The following is an 18,159-nucleotide window of genomic DNA, read 5'->3' as shown; positions in this document are numbered from 1 at the left end:
GGGCGCCTCTCGCTGGACTTGGCGCCGCCCGGACGGTATGCGCGCGGTGGTCCAGACAGGCGGGGGCACCATGGTTTCGCGCGTCATCCCGGTCGATCCGTTCGACCTCGTGATCTTCGGCGGCACCGGCGACCTCGCCCGGCGCAAGATCCTGCCCGGCCTGTTCCGCCGCTTCATCGCCGGCCAGATGCCCGAGGGCAGCCGCATCATCGGCGCCGCTCGGTCCGAGCATGACGACGCCGAGTACCGCGAGGTCGCCCGCGCCGCGATCGAGGAGTTCGGCGGCGAGGAGAAGAAGGACCCCGCGCTGCAGGACTTCCTGGGGCGGCTGCACTACGTCGCCATCGACGCCACCGGCGAGGGCGGCTGGTCGCAGCTGTCCGGGCTGATGCGCGACGGCGTGGTGCGGGCCTTCTACTTCTCGGTCGCGCCCTCGCTGTTCGGCCCGCTGGCCGAGCGGCTGCACCAGCACCGCATCGCGGACGGCGACAGTCGGATCGTGGTGGAGAAGCCCTTCGGCCGCGATCTGGAGAGCGCGAAGGCGCTGAACGCCACGCTCGCCAGCCACTTCGACGAGCGGCAGATCTACCGGATCGACCACTATCTCGGCAAGGAGACGGTGCAGAACCTGATGGCGATCCGCTTCGGCAACGTCCTGTTCGAGCCGCTGTGGAACTCGCACTATGTCGACCACATCCAGATCACCGTCGCCGAGACGGTGGGCGTCGGCGGCCGCGGCGCCTACTACGACAAGTCGGGCGCGATGCGGGACATGGTGCAGAACCATTTGATGCAGCTCCTCTGCCTGATCGCGATGGAGCCGCCGGCCCAGTTCGAGGCCGACGCGGTGCGCGACGAGAAGCTGAAGGTGATCCGCGCCCTGCAGCCGGTCGACGCGCACCACATCGTGCGCGGCCAGTACGACGCCGGCGAGGACAGCCCGTCCTACCGGCAGGATTCCGAGAATCCCCGCAGCTTCACCGAGAGCTTCGTCGCGATGCGGGTGATGATCGCCAACTGGCGTTGGGCGGGGGTGCCGTTTTACCTGCGCACCGGCAAGAAGCTGAAGGCGCGCTCGTCCGAGATCGCGGTCGTGTTCAAGGACCTCGGCCACTCGATGTTCGAGGGCGACGAGGCGCGGCACCGCAACATCCTGTCGATCCGGCTGCAGCCGAACGAGGGGATCGACCTGCAGGTGACGATCAAGGAGCCGGGGCCGGGCGGCATGCGCCTCGTCGACGTGCCGCTCGACATGACCTTCGCCGATGCGCTGGGGCCCGACGGCGAGGACGTGCCCGACGCCTACGAGCGGCTGATCATGGACGTGATCCGCGGCAACCAGACCCTGTTCATGCGCGGCGACGAGGTCGAGGCCGCCTGGGCCTGGACCGACCCCATCATCGAAGGGTGGGAGCGCCGGGCGGACGTGCCCAAGCTGTACGAGCAGGGCACCGGCGGGCCGGAGGACGCGCAGATGCTGATCCACCGCGACGGCCGCCGCTGGCGGGACATCAAGGGCTGAAGGACGCGCCGCCCCGGGCGAGCCGGGATCGTCACGCGCCTCGCGCCCCGGCCTTCGAGCGGGGCACGACGAGACTGGTTGCACGCTGGCCCAGCGAGGCCCCGGATCAGGTCCGGGGCGGGTGAGGCTCCGGCGACGGGTCTGCGAGTTTGTCGAGCCGGACGCTCCGCCCCGGCCTTGAGCCGGCGGCCCGGAGGACGCGCAGATGCTGATCCACCGCGACGGCCGCCGCTGGCGCGACATCAAGGGCTGAAGGACGCGCCGCCCCGGGCGAGCCGGGATTGTCACGCGCCTCGCGCCCCGGTCTTCGAGCCGGGGCCCCGACGAGATAGGTTGCACGCTGGCCCAGCGAGGCCCCGGATCAGGTCCGAGGCGGGTGGGGCTCCGGCGACGGGTCTGCGAGTTTGTCGAGCCGGACGCTCCGCCCCGGCCTTGAGCCGGGGCCTCCATGAACCTGGCCGACGCTAGGCCCGGATCAGATCCGGGGCGGGTGGGGCTCCGGCGACGGGTCTGCGAGTTTGTCGAGCCGGACGCTCCGCCCCGGCCTTGAGCCGGGGCCTCCATGAACCTGGCCGATGCTAGGCCCGGAACAGGTCCGGTGCGGGGGCGCCGCCGCCGGGCGAAAGCGTCGCGGCGGACGGAGCGGCGGTTCCCCGTCGGGCCTGCGCTGCTCCCTCCGCCCATCGGCGTGGGGGCTGACCGCCCGCGTCAGCCCGCCCGTGCCTGGTTGTGCTTGCGGGCCATGAACTCCTTGGCCGTCTCGACCGCCACCGCCGCGTCGCGGCAGTAGGCGTCGGCGCCGATCGCCTTGCCGAACTCCTCGTTCAGCGGCGCGCCGCCCACGAGCACGACGTAGTCGTCGCGGATGCCCTGCTCGACCATCGTGTCGATCACGACCTTCATGTAGGGCATCGTCGTCGTCAGCAGCGCCGACATGCCGAGGATGTCGGCGTCGTGCTCCTTCAGAGCGCCGAGATAGTTCTCGACCGGGTTGTTGATGCCGAGGTCGATGATCTCGAAGCCCGCGCCCTCCATCATCATGCCGACGAGGTTCTTGCCGATGTCGTGGATGTCGCCCTTCACGGTGCCGATCACCATCTTGCCGATGGTCCGGGCGCCGGTGTCGGCCAGCAGCGGCTTGAGGATCGCCATGCCGCCCTTCATCGCGTTCGCGGCGAGGAGCACCTCGGGGACGAACAGGATCCCGTCGCGGAAGTCGCGGCCGACGATGGTCATGCCGCCGACGAGCGCCTCGGTCAGGACGCGGTACGGCTCCCACCCGCGCTCGAGCAGGATGTTCACGCCCTCCTCGATCTCTTCCTTGAGACCGTCGTACAGGTCGTCGAACATCTGCTGGACGAGATCCTCGTCGTCGAGTTCGGAGAGGATGATCTCGTCGTTGTCGTCTGCCATGGCGGGGCGCCTTTGCTCGCAGGTGATCTGATCCCAGCCTGTGCGCCCGAACGCGTCATCGGTCTGGACGGATACCGACACTGCCTGCACCGCGACCGACGCCGGCGCAAATGAGAAATCCTCATGGTGTGCAGCCGCTTCTTTCAAGTGTTCTCTTTTCGTTCTAGAGTGCCCGTCATGCAGGACGCCCCGATTCCGATTCCGGCCGAGCGGCGCCGTGGCCGCGCCGCGGTGGACAATCCCGCCGTGCGCTTCGACCGGTTCACCACCGAGGCGGTGGACGACGGCTGGGGCCGGGACGAGGAGCTGCCGCCGATCCGCACCGAGGTGAGCGTGGAGAGGCCGCGCAAGATCATCACCCGCAACACCTCGCCCGACATCGGCTTCGACCGGTCGATCAATCCCTACCGGGGGTGCGAGCACGGCTGCATCTACTGCTTCGCCCGGCCGAGCCACGCCTTCCTCGGCCTGTCGCCCGGCCTCGACTTCGAGACCAAGCTGATCGCCCGGCCGGACGCGCCGAGGGTGCTGGAGGACGAGTTGCGGGCGAGGGGCTACGTGCCGCAGACCATCGCCATCGGCACCAACACCGACCCCTACCAGCCGATCGAGGGAGAGCGGCGGGTGATGCGCGGCGTGCTGGAGGTGCTGGCGGCGCACAGGCACCCGGTCTCGATCGTCACCAAGGGCACGCTGATCGAGCGCGACATCGACCTGCTGGCGCCGATGGCGGCGGAGGGGCTCGTGCGGGTCGGCATCTCGGTGACGACGTTGGACCCCAGGGTCTCGCGCGCGATGGAGCCGCGGGTGCCGGCGCCGGCGCGGCGGCTGGCGGCAATCCGGCGGCTGTCGGAGGCGGGGATCCCGGTGCGGGTCATGGTGTCGCCGGTGGTGCCGGCGCTCACGGACCACGAGACCGAGACGATCCTCGCCGCGGGACGCGACGCCGGGGCCGTCGTCGCCTCCGCCATCGTGCTGCGTCTGCCGCGCGAGGTGGCGGACCTGTTCCGCGACTGGCTGGAGGAGCATTTCCCCGACCGGGCGAAGAGGATCATGGGGCGGGTGCGCGAGCTGCATGGCGGGCGCGACTACGATCCCGAGTGGGGCAAGCGGATGACGGGGCAGGGGGAGTGGGCGCGGCTGTTCCGGCACCGCTTCGAGATCGCCTGCCGCCGCCTCGGCCTCGACCGCAAGCTGCCGCCGCTACGGTGCGACCTGTTCCGGGTGCCGCCCCGGGCGGGGGACCAGCTGTCGCTGTTCTGAGCGAAACCCACCGATGCCGGTCCCGGTGACTTTCGCCCACCCGAGACAAGTGTCCGCCCGGAACAGCCGCGCAAGCGGCCCGGGCAGCGTCTGGCCGCCCCCCGGCCAGACGCTTCCTCGCCACCTGCGAGACGCTTCAGGTCGTCCGGGAGAGGCGAGATAAAGCGCCCCCACCGCCGCGCCGGAGCGTCCGGCCGCGGCCAAACGCCGCCTTCGCGGTCGGCATCATCTCTGCCAGCCAGATGCGACCACCGGCTGCCCCTTCACACCGCCTCCGTCCCGCCGTATCGCCCCACCATGACCGACCGCTTCTCCTTCGCCCTGCACGCGACCGACGGTGCCGCACGCACCGGCGCCATCTCGACCCCCCGAGGCACGATCCGCACGCCCGCCTTCATGCCCGTCGGCACGGCCGCGACGGTGAAGGCGATGCTGCCGGACAGCGTGGCGGCGACGGGCGCCGATATCCTGCTCGGCAATACCTACCACCTGATGCTGCGCCCCGGGGCGGAGCGGGTGGCGCGCCTCGGCGGCCTGCACAGCTTCATGAACTGGGATAGGCCGATCCTCACCGACTCCGGCGGCTTCCAGGTGATGAGCCTGGCCGACCTGCGCCGGCTCACGGAGGAGGGCGTGACCTTCCGCAGTCACGTCGACGGCTCGAAGCATTTCCTCAGCCCCGAGACGTCGATGGAGATCCAGCGCCTGCTCGGCAGCGACATCGTGATGGCGTTCGACGAATGCCCGGCGCTGCCCGCGGACGAGGCGCGGGTGGCCGAGAGCATGCGCCTGTCGATGCGCTGGGCCGAGCGGTCGAAGGCGGCCTTCGGCGATCGCCCCGGCCACGCGCTCTTCGGCATCCAGCAGGGCGGCGTGACGCGCGAGCTGCGGCAGGAGAGCGCCGAGGCGCTGACGCGGATCGGCTTCGACGGCTACGCGGTGGGGGGGCTCGCCGTCGGCGAGGGGCAGGAGGCGATGTTCGGCGTGCTGGACTACGCGCCCGGCATGCTGCCGGCCGACCGCCCGCGCTACCTGATGGGCGTCGGCAAGCCGGACGACATCGTCGGCGCGGTGAAGCGCGGCATCGACATGATGGACTGCGTCCTGCCCAGCCGCTCGGGCCGGACCGGGCAGGCATGGACCAGACGCGGGCAGGTGAACCTGCGCAACGCCCGCCACGCCGACGATCCCCGCCCGCTGGACGAGGCCTGCACCTGCCCGGCCTGCCGCGGCTACTCCCGCGCCTACCTGCACCATGTGGTGAGGGCGAAGGAGATGATCGCCGGCATGCTGCTGACCTGGCACAACCTGCACTACTACCAGGAGTTGATGGCCGGGATGCGGGACGCCATCGCCGCCGGCCGGTTCGCCGCGTTCGAGGCGGAGTTCCACGCCGCCCGGGCGGCGGGAGACATCGAGCCGGTCTAGTTCGCCTGCAGTCGCTCCATCACCGCCATGATGTCGAGCGGCTCCTCGAAATCGTCGGGATCGGGCAGGTCCTGCAGGCGCGTGTTCATGACCCTCTGTCCCGCCGCGGCAGGAGCGGAGTGGCGGCGGTCGATCGGCGTGGCCTGCGGAGGCAGTCCGATTTCCCGCACCTGGACCGGCATCCGTTCGGCCCGGCGCGGCGCGGGGACAGGCTCCGCGGACATCCGCGTCAGGCGCCAGCGGCTGCGTCGCGACAGCGGCGTGGCGACGCGCCCGAGGTCGAGGCCGACCGCGTCGTCGAGCCACAACTCGAGCGCCGCGCCGAGGGTGAGTGCCTCGTGCGTCACCTCGCAGCCGACCCGCGTCTCGAAGGGCCCCGCGGCCGTCAGGCGCAGGACGTGCGTCGTCTCCTCCTCCGAGGGACGGGCGTCGGTCTCGAGGCGGTAGCGCACCTCGCCCGGTGGCTCGGCGCCGAGGACGGTCACGGTCGCCTCCGAGAACAGGCCGTCCGGCGTCGCGAAGCGGGTGTAGAGCGTCATGGGATCGTCCGGATCGGTGTCGTAGTCGAGCATCGTCCCGGTCCAGAAATCGTCCGGATGCCCTGCGCCGGGAACCAGCCTCTCCCACGCCGCGTGCAGCGGCAGTTCGGCGCGGAAGCTCGTGGTGCTGGTGACGGACACCCGCAGGGGACCGCGCCAGGACAGGCTGCCGTGCACTGCGTGCCAGAAGGTGACGCCGACGATGAGCGACAGGCCCGCGTAGACGTCGCCCGCCACCGGAAACGCCGCCGGGAGGGCCAGCCCGACCGCGGCGGCGTCCAGTCCGCGCCGCGCCCGCGGCGCGAACCGCAGGACGAGAACGGCGGCGACGTAGGCGACGGCGGCCAGGTAGATCGCCCAGACGGTGGGGCCGAGGCGCAGCAGCACCGCCAAGGCGACGGCGACGGCGACGAGGGCCAGTCGCCGCCCCTGTCGCGAGAGCGTGATCGGGCCGGTCATCGCCCCTCCTTGGTTCGGCGCCTCCCGCCGCCCGGGGGCCGGACGCGGATGCGTGCATTCCGAATGCCTTCGCAACTGATTGTGGCGGAGCGACGACCCCGTCCCGGCAATTTGGCGGATTACGCGCTTGCGGGCCGCGGGGCCGGACGGCAGACTGGCCGGCAGGTCTCGGGACGCTTGAAACGGGTCCACCGCGGTCCCAAGTCTTGGGCTCTGACGGGGGGACGGCCCAAGGGTTGCCAACAAGGGACCAGGCCGCCTTGCCATAGAACAAGGATGACGAGCATGGAACTCTCACAGCACTCCTCCTACCCGGTGCTCCCGCTGCGGGACATCGTGGTGTTTCCGCACATGATCGTGCCGCTCTTCGTGGGGCGCGAGAAATCGGTGCGGGCGCTCGAGGCTGTGATGGCGGACGACAAGCAGATCCTGCTGTCGAGCCAGATCGACCCCAGCCAGGACGACCCGGGCGAGGACGGCATCTACCGGTCCGGCGTGCTGGCGAACGTGCTGCAGCTGCTGAAACTGCCCGACGGCACCGTGAAGGTCCTCGTCGAGGGCAAGAGCCGCGTGCGCATGAAGAACCTCACCTCGAACGACCGCTTCTTCGAGGCGTCGGTCGAGACGCTGGACGAGACGATGGGCGACGAGGACATCGTCAAGGCCCTGGTCCGCTCGGTCGCGGCGGAGTTCGAGAAGTATGCCAAGGTCCGCAAGAACATCCCCGAAGAGGCGCTGTCGGCCGTCACCGAGACGACCGAACCGGCGCGGCTCGCCGACCTCGTCGCGGGTCACCTCGGGATCGACGTCAAGCAGAAGCAGGACCTGCTGGAGACGCTCTCCGTCGCCGAGCGGCTGGAGAAGGTCTACGGCCTGATGCAGGGCGAGATGTCGGTCCTGCAGGTCGAGAAGAAGATCAAGTCGCGCGTCAAGACCCAGATGGAGAAGACGCAGCGCGAGTACTACCTGAACGAACAGATGAAGGCGATCCAGCGCGAGCTGGGCGACGGCGAGGACGGCGCGTCCGAGGTCGCGGAGCTGGAGAAGCGCATCAACGAGACGCAGCTTTCCAAGGAGGCGCGCGAGAAGGCCGAGGCCGAGCTGAAGAAGCTGAAGTCGATGTCCCCGATGTCGGCCGAGGCCACGGTCGTTCGCAACTACCTCGACTGGCTGCTGGGCGTGCCGTGGGGCACCAAGTCGCGCACCAAGAAGAACCTCGCGGGCGCCGAGAAGGTGCTCGACGCCGACCACTACGGCCTCGAGAAGGTCAAGGAGCGGATCGTCGAGTATCTCGCCGTGCAGCAGCGGTCGGCCAAGCTGAAGGGGCCGATCATGTGCCTCGTCGGCCCGCCCGGCGTCGGCAAGACCTCTCTCGGCAAGTCGGTCGCCAAGGCCACGGGGCGCGAGTTCATCCGTATCTCGCTGGGCGGCGTGCGCGATGAATCCGAGATCCGCGGCCACCGCCGGACCTACATCGGCTCCATGCCCGGCAAGATCATCCAGGCGCTGAAGAAGGCGAAGACGACGAACCCGCTCATCCTGCTCGACGAGATCGACAAGATGGGACAGGACTTCCGGGGCGACCCGGCGTCGGCGATGCTGGAAGTCCTGGACCCCGAGCAGAACGGGACCTTCGTCGATCACTACCTCGAGGTGGAGTACGACCTCTCCAACGTGATGTTCATCACGACGGCGAACTCGTACAACATGCCGGGGCCGCTGCTCGACCGGATGGAGATCATCCCGCTCGCCGGCTACACCGAGGACGAGAAGCTCGAGATCGCGCGCCAGCACCTGCTGCCCAAGCAGCTCAAGAACAACGGGCTGCGCGCCAAGGAATTCTCGATGGGCGACGACGCCCTGCTCGAGATCGTCCGCACCTACACCCGCGAGGCGGGCGTGCGGAACCTCGAGCGCGAGATCTCCAAGGTGGGCCGGAAGGCGGTCACCAAGCTGATCAAGAAGGAGACGACCCGCGTCGAGGTGACGAAGGACAACCTCTCCGACTTCCTCGGGGTGCCGCGTTTCCGCTACGGTCTGGCCGAGAAGGAGGACCAGGTCGGCGTCGTTACCGGCCTCGCCTGGACGTCCGTGGGCGGCGAAATCCTCTCGATCGAGGCGCTGCGCCTGCCCGGCAAAGGCCGGATGAAGACGACCGGCAAGCTGGGCGACGTGATGAAGGAATCGATCGACGCGGCGTCCAGCTACGTCCGCTCGATCGCGCCCACCATCGGGGTGAAGCCGCCGCGGTTCGAGAAGTGGGACATCCACGTCCACGTGCCCGACGGCGCCACGCCCAAGGACGGCCCGTCGGCCGGCCTGGCGATGGTGACCGCCATCGTCTCGGTCCTGACCGGCATCCCGGTCCGGAAGGACATCGCGATGACCGGCGAGGTCACGCTGCGCGGCAACGCCAGCGCCATCGGCGGCCTGAAGGAGAAGCTGCTCGCGGCGCTGCGCGCCGGGGTCAAGACGGTGCTGATCCCGCAGGAGAACGAGAAGGACCTGCCGGAGATCCCGGACAACGTGAAGGAGGGGCTGGAGATCATCCCCGTCACCCACGTCTCCGAGGTGCTGAAGCTCGCCCTCGTCCGCCAGCCCGAGGCGGTGGACTGGGACGAGGAGGCCGAGGACGCCGCAGCGGCGGCCAAGGCGCTGCAGACCGGCGACGGGCCCGGCGCGACGGCGCACTGACGCCCGCCGCGCAGGCGACATAAGACGGAGAAGGGCGCGCCACTGCGGCGCGCCCTTTTCGTATGCCGTCGTGAGGGCGTCCCCCGATCAGCCCCCGACGCCTTCGTCGTCGTCGCTGTCGTCGCCAGACACCGCGAGCGCGATGAGGCCGGCGACGAGCACCGCCGGGATCACCCAGCCGGGCAACGACCCCCGCGGCGCCGGCGGCTCGACGATGACGGCGGGCGGTGCCTCGACAATCTCGTCGGCGAAGCCACCGGCGCCGGCGGGGCCGGCCAGCGACAGGGCCAAGGCTCCTGCCGCGATGAGGGAGGTCCGGATCATTGCAATCTCCTGTGTCCAATGTCCTAGCGTCAACGTGCGCAGCCTCCGCCCGCCGGGCCCTGTCTGTCAAGGGATCCGGCATCGTGGGATTCCCGACACGGCGCCGCCGGCCGCGTCGCCTCGCGGCCCACGCGACCGTATGGGGAAGGTTCCGCTCCTGCTACACCGGTGGCGCAGCAGGAGGTTCCGATGGCGAAATCCAGGCCGACCTTCACCATCGCGTCGTCCGGCGGATCGCCGGTCGGGGACTCCTCCTCGGCGGACGACGCCCCTGCATTACAACCTTCGGAGCTGCGGATCGGGGAGTTCGCGGAGCGCATTGCCGATCGAACGGGAATGCGCCGCGCCGACGCTCGCGCCGCCGCGTCGGCGGCCCTCGAGGTGCTGGGCGACGCGCTGCGGAGCGGCGAGGAGATGCGCCTGACCGGTCTCGGCAAGATCAGGATCGTCGGCAGCAAGGCGGGGGAGAAGCGTCGCGTCCTTACCGTGAAAGTCATCATGGACGCCGCCAAGGACCCTCTTGCAGACCCCGGCGAGGACGTTTAAGGCCTCGCCCGACGGGTGATTAGCTCAGTGGTAGAGCGCTTCGTTCACATCGAAGATGTCGGGAGTTCGAATCTCTCATCACCCACCAGCCTTCCGCCGTTCGCGCCGCATCTCATCGTTGCACTGGACCGCGCGTCTGCGGGGCAGGTCCGGCCCGGGCCGCGGATGACCGGGCGGTCTAGCGCTTCAGCATCCGGATGGCCGGCGCCACCGCGGCCGCGATCATCTCGGACGTCGATGTCTCGACCTCGACGGCAGCGGCCTCGATCGCCTCGTTCCAGATCAGGTCGCGTTCATCGAGCAGGAGGTGCATCGTGAGGTACGCATTGACGCCCAGCCGCCCCGCTGCCTTCGGTTCGCCGCTCGTCGTGGCGATCGCCCGGAGGGTGATGCGGAGCTTCTCAGCCAGGGCTTCGACGCTTTCCCGATCCGTCGTGGCCATATCCGCGTCCTGCTCCGCAATGCACGCTTGCCTACCTAATCGAGGTCGAAGGCAATTTGTCCATCTTGAATGCCTTATGTTCCGCGACGGCAGCCTCTGCACCCGATCGGTGGTGCGCAGCCGCGACACTCTTGCGCCGTCTCACGCCACCCTCATCCAGCCGGCGCGCCGCGGTCGCATCGAAGGTGTCGGTGCAACGCCCGGCGTTGTCCGGCCGTCACGCCCGCTTGACCGGAAAACGAGCCGCCGGTGCTCCTGACGCCCCCGGATCTTTACGTCGTCCGCCACGGCGAGACCGAGTGGAACCGCATCGGCCGCTGGCAGGGACCTCTCGACAGTGCGCTCACCCCGCGGGGCGAGGCGCAGGCACGGGCAATGGGGCGGCTGCTGGCGGAGATGGGAGTGACGCCCGCGACCCATCGCTTCGACGTCAGCCCGCAGGGGCGCGCGCGGCGGACGGCGGAACTGATCCTGAATGGCGCCGGGGAGGCGCGCGTGGACGACCGCCTGCGCGAGATCGGCGTGGGCGCGTGGGCCGGTCGCAACCGCGAGGAGATCCGCGTCGAGGCGGGGCTGGGGCCGGACGCCCACTTCCTCGCCCTCTACGAAGCCGCGCCGGGGGGCGAGCCGTTCGAAGCGCTGCTCGCGCGGGTGACGGAGTATCTGAAAGGCCTCGACCGACCGACCGTCGCGATCACGCACGGCGTCACATCGCGGTTCCTGCGGACGGCCGCGCTGGGTCTGGGTCTGGATCGCGTCGCCGAGGTGCCGGGCGGGCAGGGGGTGATCCACCATGTCGCGGGCGGGGCGCACCGGACGCTGGACGCGGGCGAGCCGGGGGACGCCGCTTGATGGGCCGCGGTCCTTCGGCTATGGGACCGGACCGGGCGCGGGTGGTTAGCTCAGCTGGTAGAGCGTCTCGTTTACACCGAGGATGTCGGGGGTTCGAGCCCCTCACCACCCACCAGCCCGGCCGCTCCGCACCTTCACTGTGCGCCCCGCGGCGCTTCCCGCCGCCGCCGGACCGTCCTAGCTTCATCCCGCAGCAAGGAGGCTGGAGACATGAGCTGGAACCCCGCCCTCGATCCCGACTGCCCGACCGGCGACGCGGTCGACGCGATCGAGACCCTGATCGTCCCCCGCGCCCGTGACCTCGGCGGGTTCGAGGTGCGGCGCGCGCTGCCGGCGCCCGCGCGGCAGATGGTGGGGCCGTTCATCTTCTTCGACCAGATGGGCCCGGCGGAGTTCCTGACCGGGCAAGGAATCGACGTGCGTCCCCACCCGCATATCGGGCTGGCGACGGTCACCTACCTGCACCGCGGCCGGATGCACCACCGCGACAGTCTCGGCACCGACGCCTGGATCGAACCGGGGGCGGTGAACCTGATGACGGCCGGGCAGGGGATCACCCACTCCGAGCGGACCGACGGCGAGATGCGCCAGCGCCCGTCCGGGCTGTTCGGCATCCAGACCTGGCTCGCCCTGCCGGACGAGCGCGAGGACGACCCCGCGGCCTTCGTCCATGCCGGCGCGGACGAGCTGCCGGTGCTGGAGGGCGAGGGCAAGGAGGTGCGGCTGATCCTCGGCACCGGCTGGGGCGCGGCGGCGCCGGTCCCGGTGCCGACGGAGCTGGTCTACGCCGACGCCACGCTCGCCCCCGGCGCGCGGCTGCCGCTGCCGGACGAGCACGAGGATCGCGGCATCTACGTTCTGGAGGGCGAGGTGACGGTCGCGGGCGAGACCTACCCGGCCGGCCGGATGATGGTGTTCCGCCCCGGCGACCGCATCTCGGTCACCGCCGGGCCGCGGGGCGCTCGGTTGATGGTCCTGGGCGGTGCAACCCTGAACGGACCGCGCTACATCTGGTGGAACTTCGTCGCCTCCTCGAAGGAGCGGATCGAGGCCGCCAAGGAGGCATGGCGCGAGGGCGACTGGGAACACGGGCGCTTCCAGCTGCCGCCAGGCGACGCGTCCGAATTCATCCCCCTGCCCGAGAGGTGACGTTCTCCGACATGACACTGCACCAGACTCCGATCCGCGAGGCCGCCGAGGCGGACATGCCCGAGATAGCCGCCCTGAACGTGGCGAGCTGGCGCAGCGCGTACGCCGACCTGTTGCCGGCCGACTACCTGGGCGAGCCGGTGGAGCGGTTCCTCGCCGCCCGCTTCGGCGCGCTGCCGCAGACCGGGTTCATCCTGCTGCACGGGGGGCCGGGCGACCTTCAGGGATTCCTCTACGTGGAGCCGGGCGGCGGCAACCGCGGCGGGCTGGACCTGCCCGTCGGGTTCGTCCGCGCCTTCCACGTCCGGCCGGACCTGAAGGGCCGGGGCATCGGCCGCGCCCTGTTCGGCGCCGCCTGCGCGCGGCTGTCGGCAGGCGGCGGGCATGGGCTCTGGCTGGAGGTCGCGGAGGAGAACCACGACGCCCGCGCCGCCTATGCCGCCCTCGGCGGGGTCGATGGCGGGCCGTTCGAGGACGAGATCGACGGCATGCCGGTGATCGCCCGGAGGATCGTCTGGCGGTGGTGAGAAATTCGTCGGGAAATCGTCGCGGGGGCGCTTGACCTCCCCGGCGGGGGGCCATAAACGACGCCTCACGCGCGGTTGTAGCTCAGTTGGTTAGAGTACCGGCCTGTCACGCCGGGGGTCGCGGGTTCGAGCCCCGTCAACCGCGCCACTTCCCTTCCGACCGATCCAGCGGAGCGCCCTTGCGGGCGCACGCGATCGTTCGGGGGGCGCTGCCCCCCGTCCCGCTGACGCGGGACTCCCCCGGGAATATTTATGGCTCGATGAGAGGGGCAGCTTGACAGCGCCGGCCCCCCGGTGCCCGGTGCCGGGCATGGAGCCGAGGCCTCACATCGACGCGTTCGGGGCGATCGCGCTCACGTCCTTCTCGGCGCTGCTGGCCTTCAACCAGGTCGTCATCAAGGTCACGAACGGCGGGCTGCAGCCGGTGTTCTTCGCCGGGCTGCGCTCGGCCGGGGCGGTGCTGTGCCTGCTGCTGTGGCTGCGGCTGCGGCGCGTGCCGGTCGAGTTCGGCGGGCGGCGGGTGGCGCTGTACGGGGTGCTGACGGGCACGGTGTTCGCGCTGGAGTTCCTGTGCCTGTTCGTGGCGCTCGACCTCACCACGGTCAGCCGGTCGGCGATCATCTTCTACTCGATGCCCGTCTGGATGGCGCTGATGGCGCATGTCTTCGTCCCCGGCGACCGGATCACATCGCGCAAGGGCCTCGGCCTTCTGGTCGCGATGGCCGGCGTCGCGGTCGCGTTCGCGGGCCGGCGGGGCGGAGAGGCGTCGCTGGCGGGGGATCTCGCCGCGCTCGGCGGGGCGGTGGGCTGGGCGGCGACGGGGCTGCTGGCGAAGGCGTCGCCGTTGCGGACCGTCCGGCCGGAGATGCAGCTGATGTGGCAGGTCCTGGTCTCGGCGCCGATCCTGCTGCTGCTGGCGCCGCTGTTCGGGCCGCTGGTGCGGGATCTCGCGCCGATCCACCTGTGGGGTCTGGCCTTCCAGATCGTCGTCGTGGTGACGGCGGGCTTCGTCTTCTGGCTGTGGCTTCTGTCGATCTACCCCGCGTCCGGGGTCGCGTCCTTCTCGTTCCTGTCGCCCGTCCTCGCCGTCGCGCTCGGTTGGGCGCTGCTGGGCGAGGAGGTGGGGCCAACGCTGGCGCTGGCCCTCCTCCTCGTCGCTGCAGGGCTCGTGCTGATCAACCGGCCCCCGCGTCCTGCCGTCCGTCAGGCGTAGGCGGGCGCGCGACGCGCGGCATCGACGCTGAAGGCGCCGGGGCCGGCGAAGACCAGGTACAGGAACACGAACGAGAACAGGATCGACGCGTCGCCGCCGTTCAGGGCCGGGTAGAAGTTCTGCGACGCATGGGCGAGGAAGTAGGCGACGGCCATCATGCCGGATAGCAGGAATGCGACCGGCCGGGTGAACAGGCCGATGATGATGAGGACGCCGCCCACCACCTCGAGGATGCCGGCGGGCCAGAAGAGCGGGCCGAGCATGCCCTGCATCCCCTCGGGGAGCGGCGGCAGCGAGAACAGCTTCTGCGTGCCGTGGTGCAGGAACAGAAGGCCGGTGACGACGCGCAGGAGCGCGAGGGCGTTGGGCTGGTGGCGGGTGAGGGTGTCGATCATGGCGTGGTCTTCTTCGATTGCGTGTCTGACTGCGCCGAAGATGGGCCATGTTCGGCCAGCGAGCAAAGACGGAGAAATCGCGCGCCCCATGTGCGCCGGTGCAGGTCAGGTTCCGCAGAAGGTCCGGGTGACCCGCTCGGCGTCGGTGGGCGGCACGGTGAAGGGCGGGCCCGGATCGTCGAAGGGGCGGGTCACCGCCGCCAACATCCGCTCGAACGGCGCGACGTCCTCCGCCGTGGCCGCGGCGATCGCCGCCTCGATGAGGTGGGTCCGGGGGATGACCTTCGGGTTGGTCCGCGCCATCAGGGCGAGGTCGGGCCGGCGGGCCTGCCAGCGTTCGTCCCAAGCGGCGAAGGCGTCCCGGTCGGTGAACTGGTCCCGCGCCGCTGGCGTGCCGAGGGCGCCGAAGGCGTTGGTGAAGTCCGCGCCGTCGGTGGCCATGAGCGTCAGCAGCTCCTCGATCAGCGGCCGGTCGTCGGGGCCCGCGTCGGCGAGGCCCAGCTTGGCGCCGAACTCCTCCAGCCAGGCGGCCTGGTAGAGGTCGGCGAAGCGGTCGAGGGAGGCGGTGAACCGCTCCACCGCCGCGTCGTGGTCGTCCATCAGCGGCACCAGCGACGAGGCGAACTGCGCGAGGTTCCACAAACCGATCTGCGGCTGGTTCTGGTAGGCGTAGCGGCCGAACTGGTCGATCGACGAGAACACCGTCGCCGGGTGGTAGACGTCCATGAAGGCGCAGGGGCCGTAGTCGATCGTCTCGCCCGAGATCGCCATGTTGTCGGTGTTCATCACGCCGTGGACGAAGCCGAGGCTCATCCATCTCGCGATCAGCCGGGCCTGTGCGGCGACGACGCCGTCGAGCAGGCCGGGGATGCCGTCGGCCTCCGGATAGTGGCGCGCACGCGCATGCTCGGCCAGCGCGGCGAGGGCGTCCCGGTCGCCCTTCGCGGCGAACAGCTGGAAGGTGCCGACGCGGATGTGGCTCTGCGCCACGCGGGTCAGGATCGCGCCGGGCAGGGGGGCCTCGCGGACCACCGTCTCGCCCGTCGCGACGGCCGCCAGGGCACGGGTGGTCGGGACGCCCATCGCCGCCATCGCCTCGGAGCAGAGATATTCCCGCAGCACCGGCCCCAGCCACGCCCGGCCGTCGCCCATCCGGGAATAGGGGGTGCGGCCGGATCCCTTGAGCTGGATGTCGCGCCGCACCCCATCGGTACCCACCACCTCGCCCAGCAGCAGCGCGCGGCCGTCGCCGAGGCCTGGGTTCCAGTTGCCGAACTGGTGGCCCGCATAGGCCTGCGCCAGCGGCGCGGCGCCGTCGGGCACGGCGTTGCCGGCGAGGGCGGCCACACCCTCGTCCGAGCGCAACGCGGCGGGGTCGAGGCGGAGCAGCCGGGCGAGGTCCTCGTTCAGCGCGATCAGCCGCGGCGCCGCGACCGGCTGGGGCGGCTGGCGGGTGAAGAGCGCCTCGGGCAGGCGGGCGTAGCTGTTGTCGAAGGGGACGTGAAGGGTCATGTCACGGACTTAGGTCGGCGAGGGGCCCTTCGCCAGTCAGAGGACCCGCGTCATCAGGCAGTGCCGCTCGCGCAGGGCGAAGCCAGCGCGCCGGTACAGGCGGTGCGCCTCCGGCGCGTCGCGGTCGGCCTCGAGGTGGATCGCCTTCACGTCGGCGGCGGCGAGGCGGGTGGACAGGGCCTGCAGCACCTCGGTGGCGATGCCGCGGCCGCGGACCGAGGGGCGGATCCAGATCTCGTCGATCCAGGCCTCCATCCCGCCGAGTTCGATTCCCCAGCCGAGCGTCACGACAACGTAGCCGATCGGCGCCGAGCGCGGCCCCAGCAGGTAGACCATGCCGTAGGGCGACCCCTGCAGCAGCGGCGCTACCGCCGCCCCGCGCCCCTCGTCCGGCAGGCCGAACTCCGCGGCGAACCGGGCGAGGAGGGGTGCCAGCCGGTCCGCGTCGTCCGGGCCGCAGAGGTGCAGGGCGGTGCTCACAACCGTCCCAGCCGCTCGGTCAGCAGCGCGTAGAAGCCGTCGGCGTCGAGGTCGCCGACGAAGGTCGCGTTCCTCGGGCGGTCGGTCACGCCCCACCAGTCCGCGACGGTCATGCCGCGGGTGAGGTCCGAGACCGTCTCGATCTCCACGTTCACGTGCCGGCCGGTGAAGAGGTCGGGGCGCAGCAGGTACGCGATCACCGTTGGGTCATGCAGCGGCGCGCCTTCGGAGCCGTACTTCTCCTTGTCGAACCGCTCGAAGAAGCCGGTCCAGCCGGCCACGGCGTCGCCGACCGGGGTGCCGAGGGCGCGGATGGCGTCGACGCGGGCGCGGGTGGTCAGCGCCTTGTGGGTGACGTCGAGCGGCATGACCGTCAGCGGCACGCCGGAGCGGAACACGACGTCCGCCGCCTCGGGATCGACGTAGATGTTGAACTCCGCCGCCGGGGTGATGTTGCCCACCTCGAAGTAGGCGCCGCCCATCAGGACGATGCCGGCGAGGCGGGCGGCGATGTCGGGGGCGCGGGTCAGGGCGGTGCCGATGTTCGTCAGTGGGCCGAGGGGACAGAGCGTGACGGCGCCCTCGGGGCGGGCGCGGACGGTCTCGACGATCCAGTCGACGGCGTGGGCGTCCTGCAGCGGCATCGTCGGCTCCGGCAGGTCGGCGCCGTCGAGGCCTGTGGTGCCGTGCACGTGCTCGGCGGTGACGAGCGTGCGGCCCATCGGACGGTCGCAGCCGGCGAAGACGGGCACGTCGGTCCGTCCCGCCAGCTCGCACACCACGCGGGCGTTTCGGGCCGTCAGCTCCAGGGGTACGTTGCCGGCGACCGCGGTGATGCCGAGGACCTCCAGTTCGGGCGAGGCGAGGGCGAGGAGGATTGCGACCGCGTCGTCCTGTCCGGGGTCGGTGTCGATCACGATCTGGCGGGGCATGGGGCGTCCTTCTGTCGCTGTGCGGCGGACGTAACCCGAGCGGCGCGGGGGAATCCAGCGCCGCGGGCGATGGTCCGCCGAGGCCGCGGCGGCATGCCCGACGAGGGCGAGCTGGCCGCCGCGGTCGAGGCGGGCACGATCGCTCCGATGGAGTGACGGCTCCGGGGTGGCCGGCTCTCCGGCAGCCGCCCCGCGAGACCCCGCGGAGCCGCCGCGCACGGTGAACCTGCGAGGTGATCCATGACGATCGCGACTGTTCGAACCCGTCCCGGGCCCGACCCGGCAACTGTAACCTCAGGGGTTGGCTGTCGCGTAGTCCTTGGCGTCGCGGAGCATGGCGTTGAGGACGGTGAGGAGCTTGCGTGCGACGGCGATGATGGCCTGCTTGGGACGCTTTCCGGCGGCCTCGAGGCGGGCGCGGAAGGCGGCGAAGGCAGGGTCCCGGCGCGAGGCCTGCAGGCCGGCGAGG

At 70.9% G+C, this 18,159-nt stretch carries 17 protein-coding genes and 3 tRNA genes; 12 read left to right on the top strand and 8 right to left on the bottom strand.

The genetic code is table 11. The features are described 5' to 3' along the window. Positions 1 to 70 precede the first annotated feature (70 nt). Complete coding sequence (gene zwf, locus A37W_RS0102030; RefSeq protein WP_026198239.1) at positions 71 to 1,522, top strand: glucose-6-phosphate dehydrogenase; 1,452 nt, start codon at positions 71 to 73, stop codon at positions 1,520 to 1,522. 708 nt (positions 1,523 to 2,230) lie between these two features. On the opposite strand, the gene A37W_RS0102025 is transcribed toward zwf, so the two are convergent. After that, the gene (locus tag A37W_RS0102025; protein ID WP_018301354.1) at positions 2,231 to 2,935 is read right to left on the bottom strand and encodes a corrinoid protein; all 705 of its coding nucleotides are present in this window, start codon (positions 2,933 to 2,935) and stop codon (positions 2,231 to 2,233) included. A gap of 177 nt (positions 2,936 to 3,112) precedes the next feature. On the opposite strand from A37W_RS0102025, the gene A37W_RS0102020 reads away from it, so the two are divergent. Both A37W_RS0102020 and tgt read left to right on the top strand, forming a co-directional pair. Further along, the gene (locus A37W_RS0102020) at positions 3,113 to 4,198 is read left to right on the top strand and encodes a PA0069 family radical SAM protein (protein WP_018301353.1); all 1,086 of its coding nucleotides are present in this window, start codon (positions 3,113 to 3,115) and stop codon (positions 4,196 to 4,198) included. Between the two features lie 297 nt (positions 4,199 to 4,495). Next, on the top strand, positions 4,496 to 5,626 hold the full coding sequence (tgt, locus tag A37W_RS0102010) for a tRNA guanosine(34) transglycosylase Tgt (protein ID WP_018301352.1): 1,131 nt from the start codon (positions 4,496 to 4,498) through the stop codon (positions 5,624 to 5,626). On the opposite strand, the gene A37W_RS0102005 is transcribed toward tgt, so the two are convergent. Continuing rightward, positions 5,623 to 6,624, bottom strand: a complete 1,002-nt coding sequence (locus A37W_RS0102005) for a hypothetical protein (protein WP_018301351.1) — start codon at positions 6,622 to 6,624, stop codon at positions 5,623 to 5,625. The genes tgt and A37W_RS0102005 overlap by 4 nt on opposite strands. A gap of 285 nt (positions 6,625 to 6,909) precedes the next feature. On the opposite strand from A37W_RS0102005, the gene lon reads away from it, so the two are divergent. Beyond that, positions 6,910 to 9,318 carry an endopeptidase La gene (gene lon / locus A37W_RS0102000; protein WP_018301350.1) on the top strand — a complete coding sequence of 803 codons (2,409 nt, stop codon included), beginning with the start codon at positions 6,910 to 6,912 and terminating at the stop codon, positions 9,316 to 9,318. Positions 9,319 to 9,405: 87 nt separating this feature from the next. Here the strand turns inward: lon and A37W_RS0101995 are convergent, their stop codons facing one another. After that, positions 9,406 to 9,642, bottom strand: a complete 237-nt coding sequence (locus A37W_RS0101995) for a hypothetical protein (protein ID WP_018301349.1) — start codon at positions 9,640 to 9,642, stop codon at positions 9,406 to 9,408. 168 nt (positions 9,643 to 9,810) lie between these two features. Here A37W_RS0101995 and A37W_RS20725 point away from each other — a divergent pair, with 168 nt between their 5' ends. Together A37W_RS20725 and A37W_RS0101985 are read left to right on the top strand one after the other, a co-directional pair. Beyond that, complete coding sequence (locus A37W_RS20725) at positions 9,811 to 10,188, top strand: HU family DNA-binding protein (protein WP_156169384.1); 378 nt, start codon at positions 9,811 to 9,813, stop codon at positions 10,186 to 10,188. Between the two features lie 13 nt (positions 10,189 to 10,201). Then, positions 10,202 to 10,276: transfer RNA gene (locus A37W_RS0101985), tRNA-Val, on the top strand. A gap of 90 nt (positions 10,277 to 10,366) precedes the next feature. On the opposite strand, the gene A37W_RS0101980 is transcribed toward A37W_RS0101985, so the two are convergent. After that, positions 10,367 to 10,630, bottom strand: coding sequence for a hypothetical protein (locus tag A37W_RS0101980; protein ID WP_018301347.1), 264 nt, complete (start codon positions 10,628 to 10,630; stop codon positions 10,367 to 10,369). 249 nt (positions 10,631 to 10,879) lie between these two features. Between A37W_RS0101980 and A37W_RS0101975 the strand changes: the two genes are divergently transcribed. The 6 genes from A37W_RS0101975 (at position 10,880) to A37W_RS0101950 (ending at position 14,371) form a co-directional block, all read left to right on the top strand. Continuing rightward, positions 10,880 to 11,482, top strand: a complete 603-nt coding sequence (locus A37W_RS0101975; RefSeq protein ID WP_018301346.1) for a histidine phosphatase family protein — start codon at positions 10,880 to 10,882, stop codon at positions 11,480 to 11,482. Positions 11,483 to 11,521: 39 nt separating this feature from the next. After that, positions 11,522 to 11,597 (top strand) — tRNA-Val (locus A37W_RS0101970). A gap of 95 nt (positions 11,598 to 11,692) precedes the next feature. Further along, positions 11,693 to 12,631 carry a pirin family protein gene (locus A37W_RS0101965; protein ID WP_018301345.1) on the top strand — a complete coding sequence of 313 codons (939 nt, stop codon included), beginning with the start codon at positions 11,693 to 11,695 and terminating at the stop codon, positions 12,629 to 12,631. After that, positions 12,628 to 13,158 carry a GNAT family N-acetyltransferase gene (locus A37W_RS22640; RefSeq protein ID WP_018301344.1) on the top strand — a complete coding sequence of 177 codons (531 nt, stop codon included), beginning with the start codon at positions 12,628 to 12,630 and terminating at the stop codon, positions 13,156 to 13,158. Before A37W_RS0101965 ends, A37W_RS22640 begins: the two co-directional genes overlap by 4 nt. A 71-nt stretch (positions 13,159 to 13,229) precedes the next feature. Beyond that, a tRNA-Asp gene (locus A37W_RS0101955) sits at positions 13,230 to 13,306 on the top strand. A 162-nt stretch (positions 13,307 to 13,468) separates the two neighbouring features. After that, positions 13,469 to 14,371 carry a DMT family transporter gene (locus A37W_RS0101950; protein ID WP_018301343.1) on the top strand — a complete coding sequence of 301 codons (903 nt, stop codon included), beginning with the start codon at positions 13,469 to 13,471 and terminating at the stop codon, positions 14,369 to 14,371. Here the strand turns inward: A37W_RS0101950 and A37W_RS0101945 are convergent. The 4 genes from A37W_RS0101945 to A37W_RS0101930 all read right to left on the bottom strand — a co-directional run bounded on the left by A37W_RS0101945 (position 14,362) and on the right by A37W_RS0101930 (position 17,690). Next, the gene (locus A37W_RS0101945) at positions 14,362 to 14,766 is read right to left on the bottom strand and encodes a DoxX family protein (RefSeq protein ID WP_018301342.1); all 405 of its coding nucleotides are present in this window, start codon (positions 14,764 to 14,766) and stop codon (positions 14,362 to 14,364) included. The two genes, A37W_RS0101950 and A37W_RS0101945, sit on opposite strands and share 10 nt — an antisense overlap. A 105-nt stretch (positions 14,767 to 14,871) precedes the next feature. Then, positions 14,872 to 16,278, bottom strand: a complete 1,407-nt coding sequence (locus tag A37W_RS0101940; protein WP_018301341.1) for a protein adenylyltransferase SelO — start codon at positions 16,276 to 16,278, stop codon at positions 14,872 to 14,874. A gap of 36 nt (positions 16,279 to 16,314) precedes the next feature. Next, complete coding sequence (locus A37W_RS0101935; RefSeq protein WP_018301340.1) at positions 16,315 to 16,758, bottom strand: GNAT family N-acetyltransferase; 444 nt, start codon at positions 16,756 to 16,758, stop codon at positions 16,315 to 16,317. Then, positions 16,755 to 17,690: a nucleoside hydrolase gene (locus A37W_RS0101930; RefSeq protein ID WP_018301339.1), complete on the bottom strand. Its 936-nt coding sequence runs from the start codon at positions 17,688 to 17,690 to the stop codon at positions 16,755 to 16,757. The genes A37W_RS0101935 and A37W_RS0101930 overlap by 4 nt, the downstream gene beginning before the upstream one ends. Positions 17,691 to 18,159 lie beyond the last annotated feature (469 nt).

It is taken from the genome of Wenxinia marina DSM 24838, assembly GCF_000379485.1.
Taxonomy (GTDB): Bacteria; Pseudomonadota; Alphaproteobacteria; order Rhodobacterales; family Rhodobacteraceae; genus Wenxinia; species Wenxinia marina.
The sequence above is the reverse complement of the archived record's forward strand: the minus strand, read 5'-3'. Positions and strand labels throughout refer to the sequence as shown.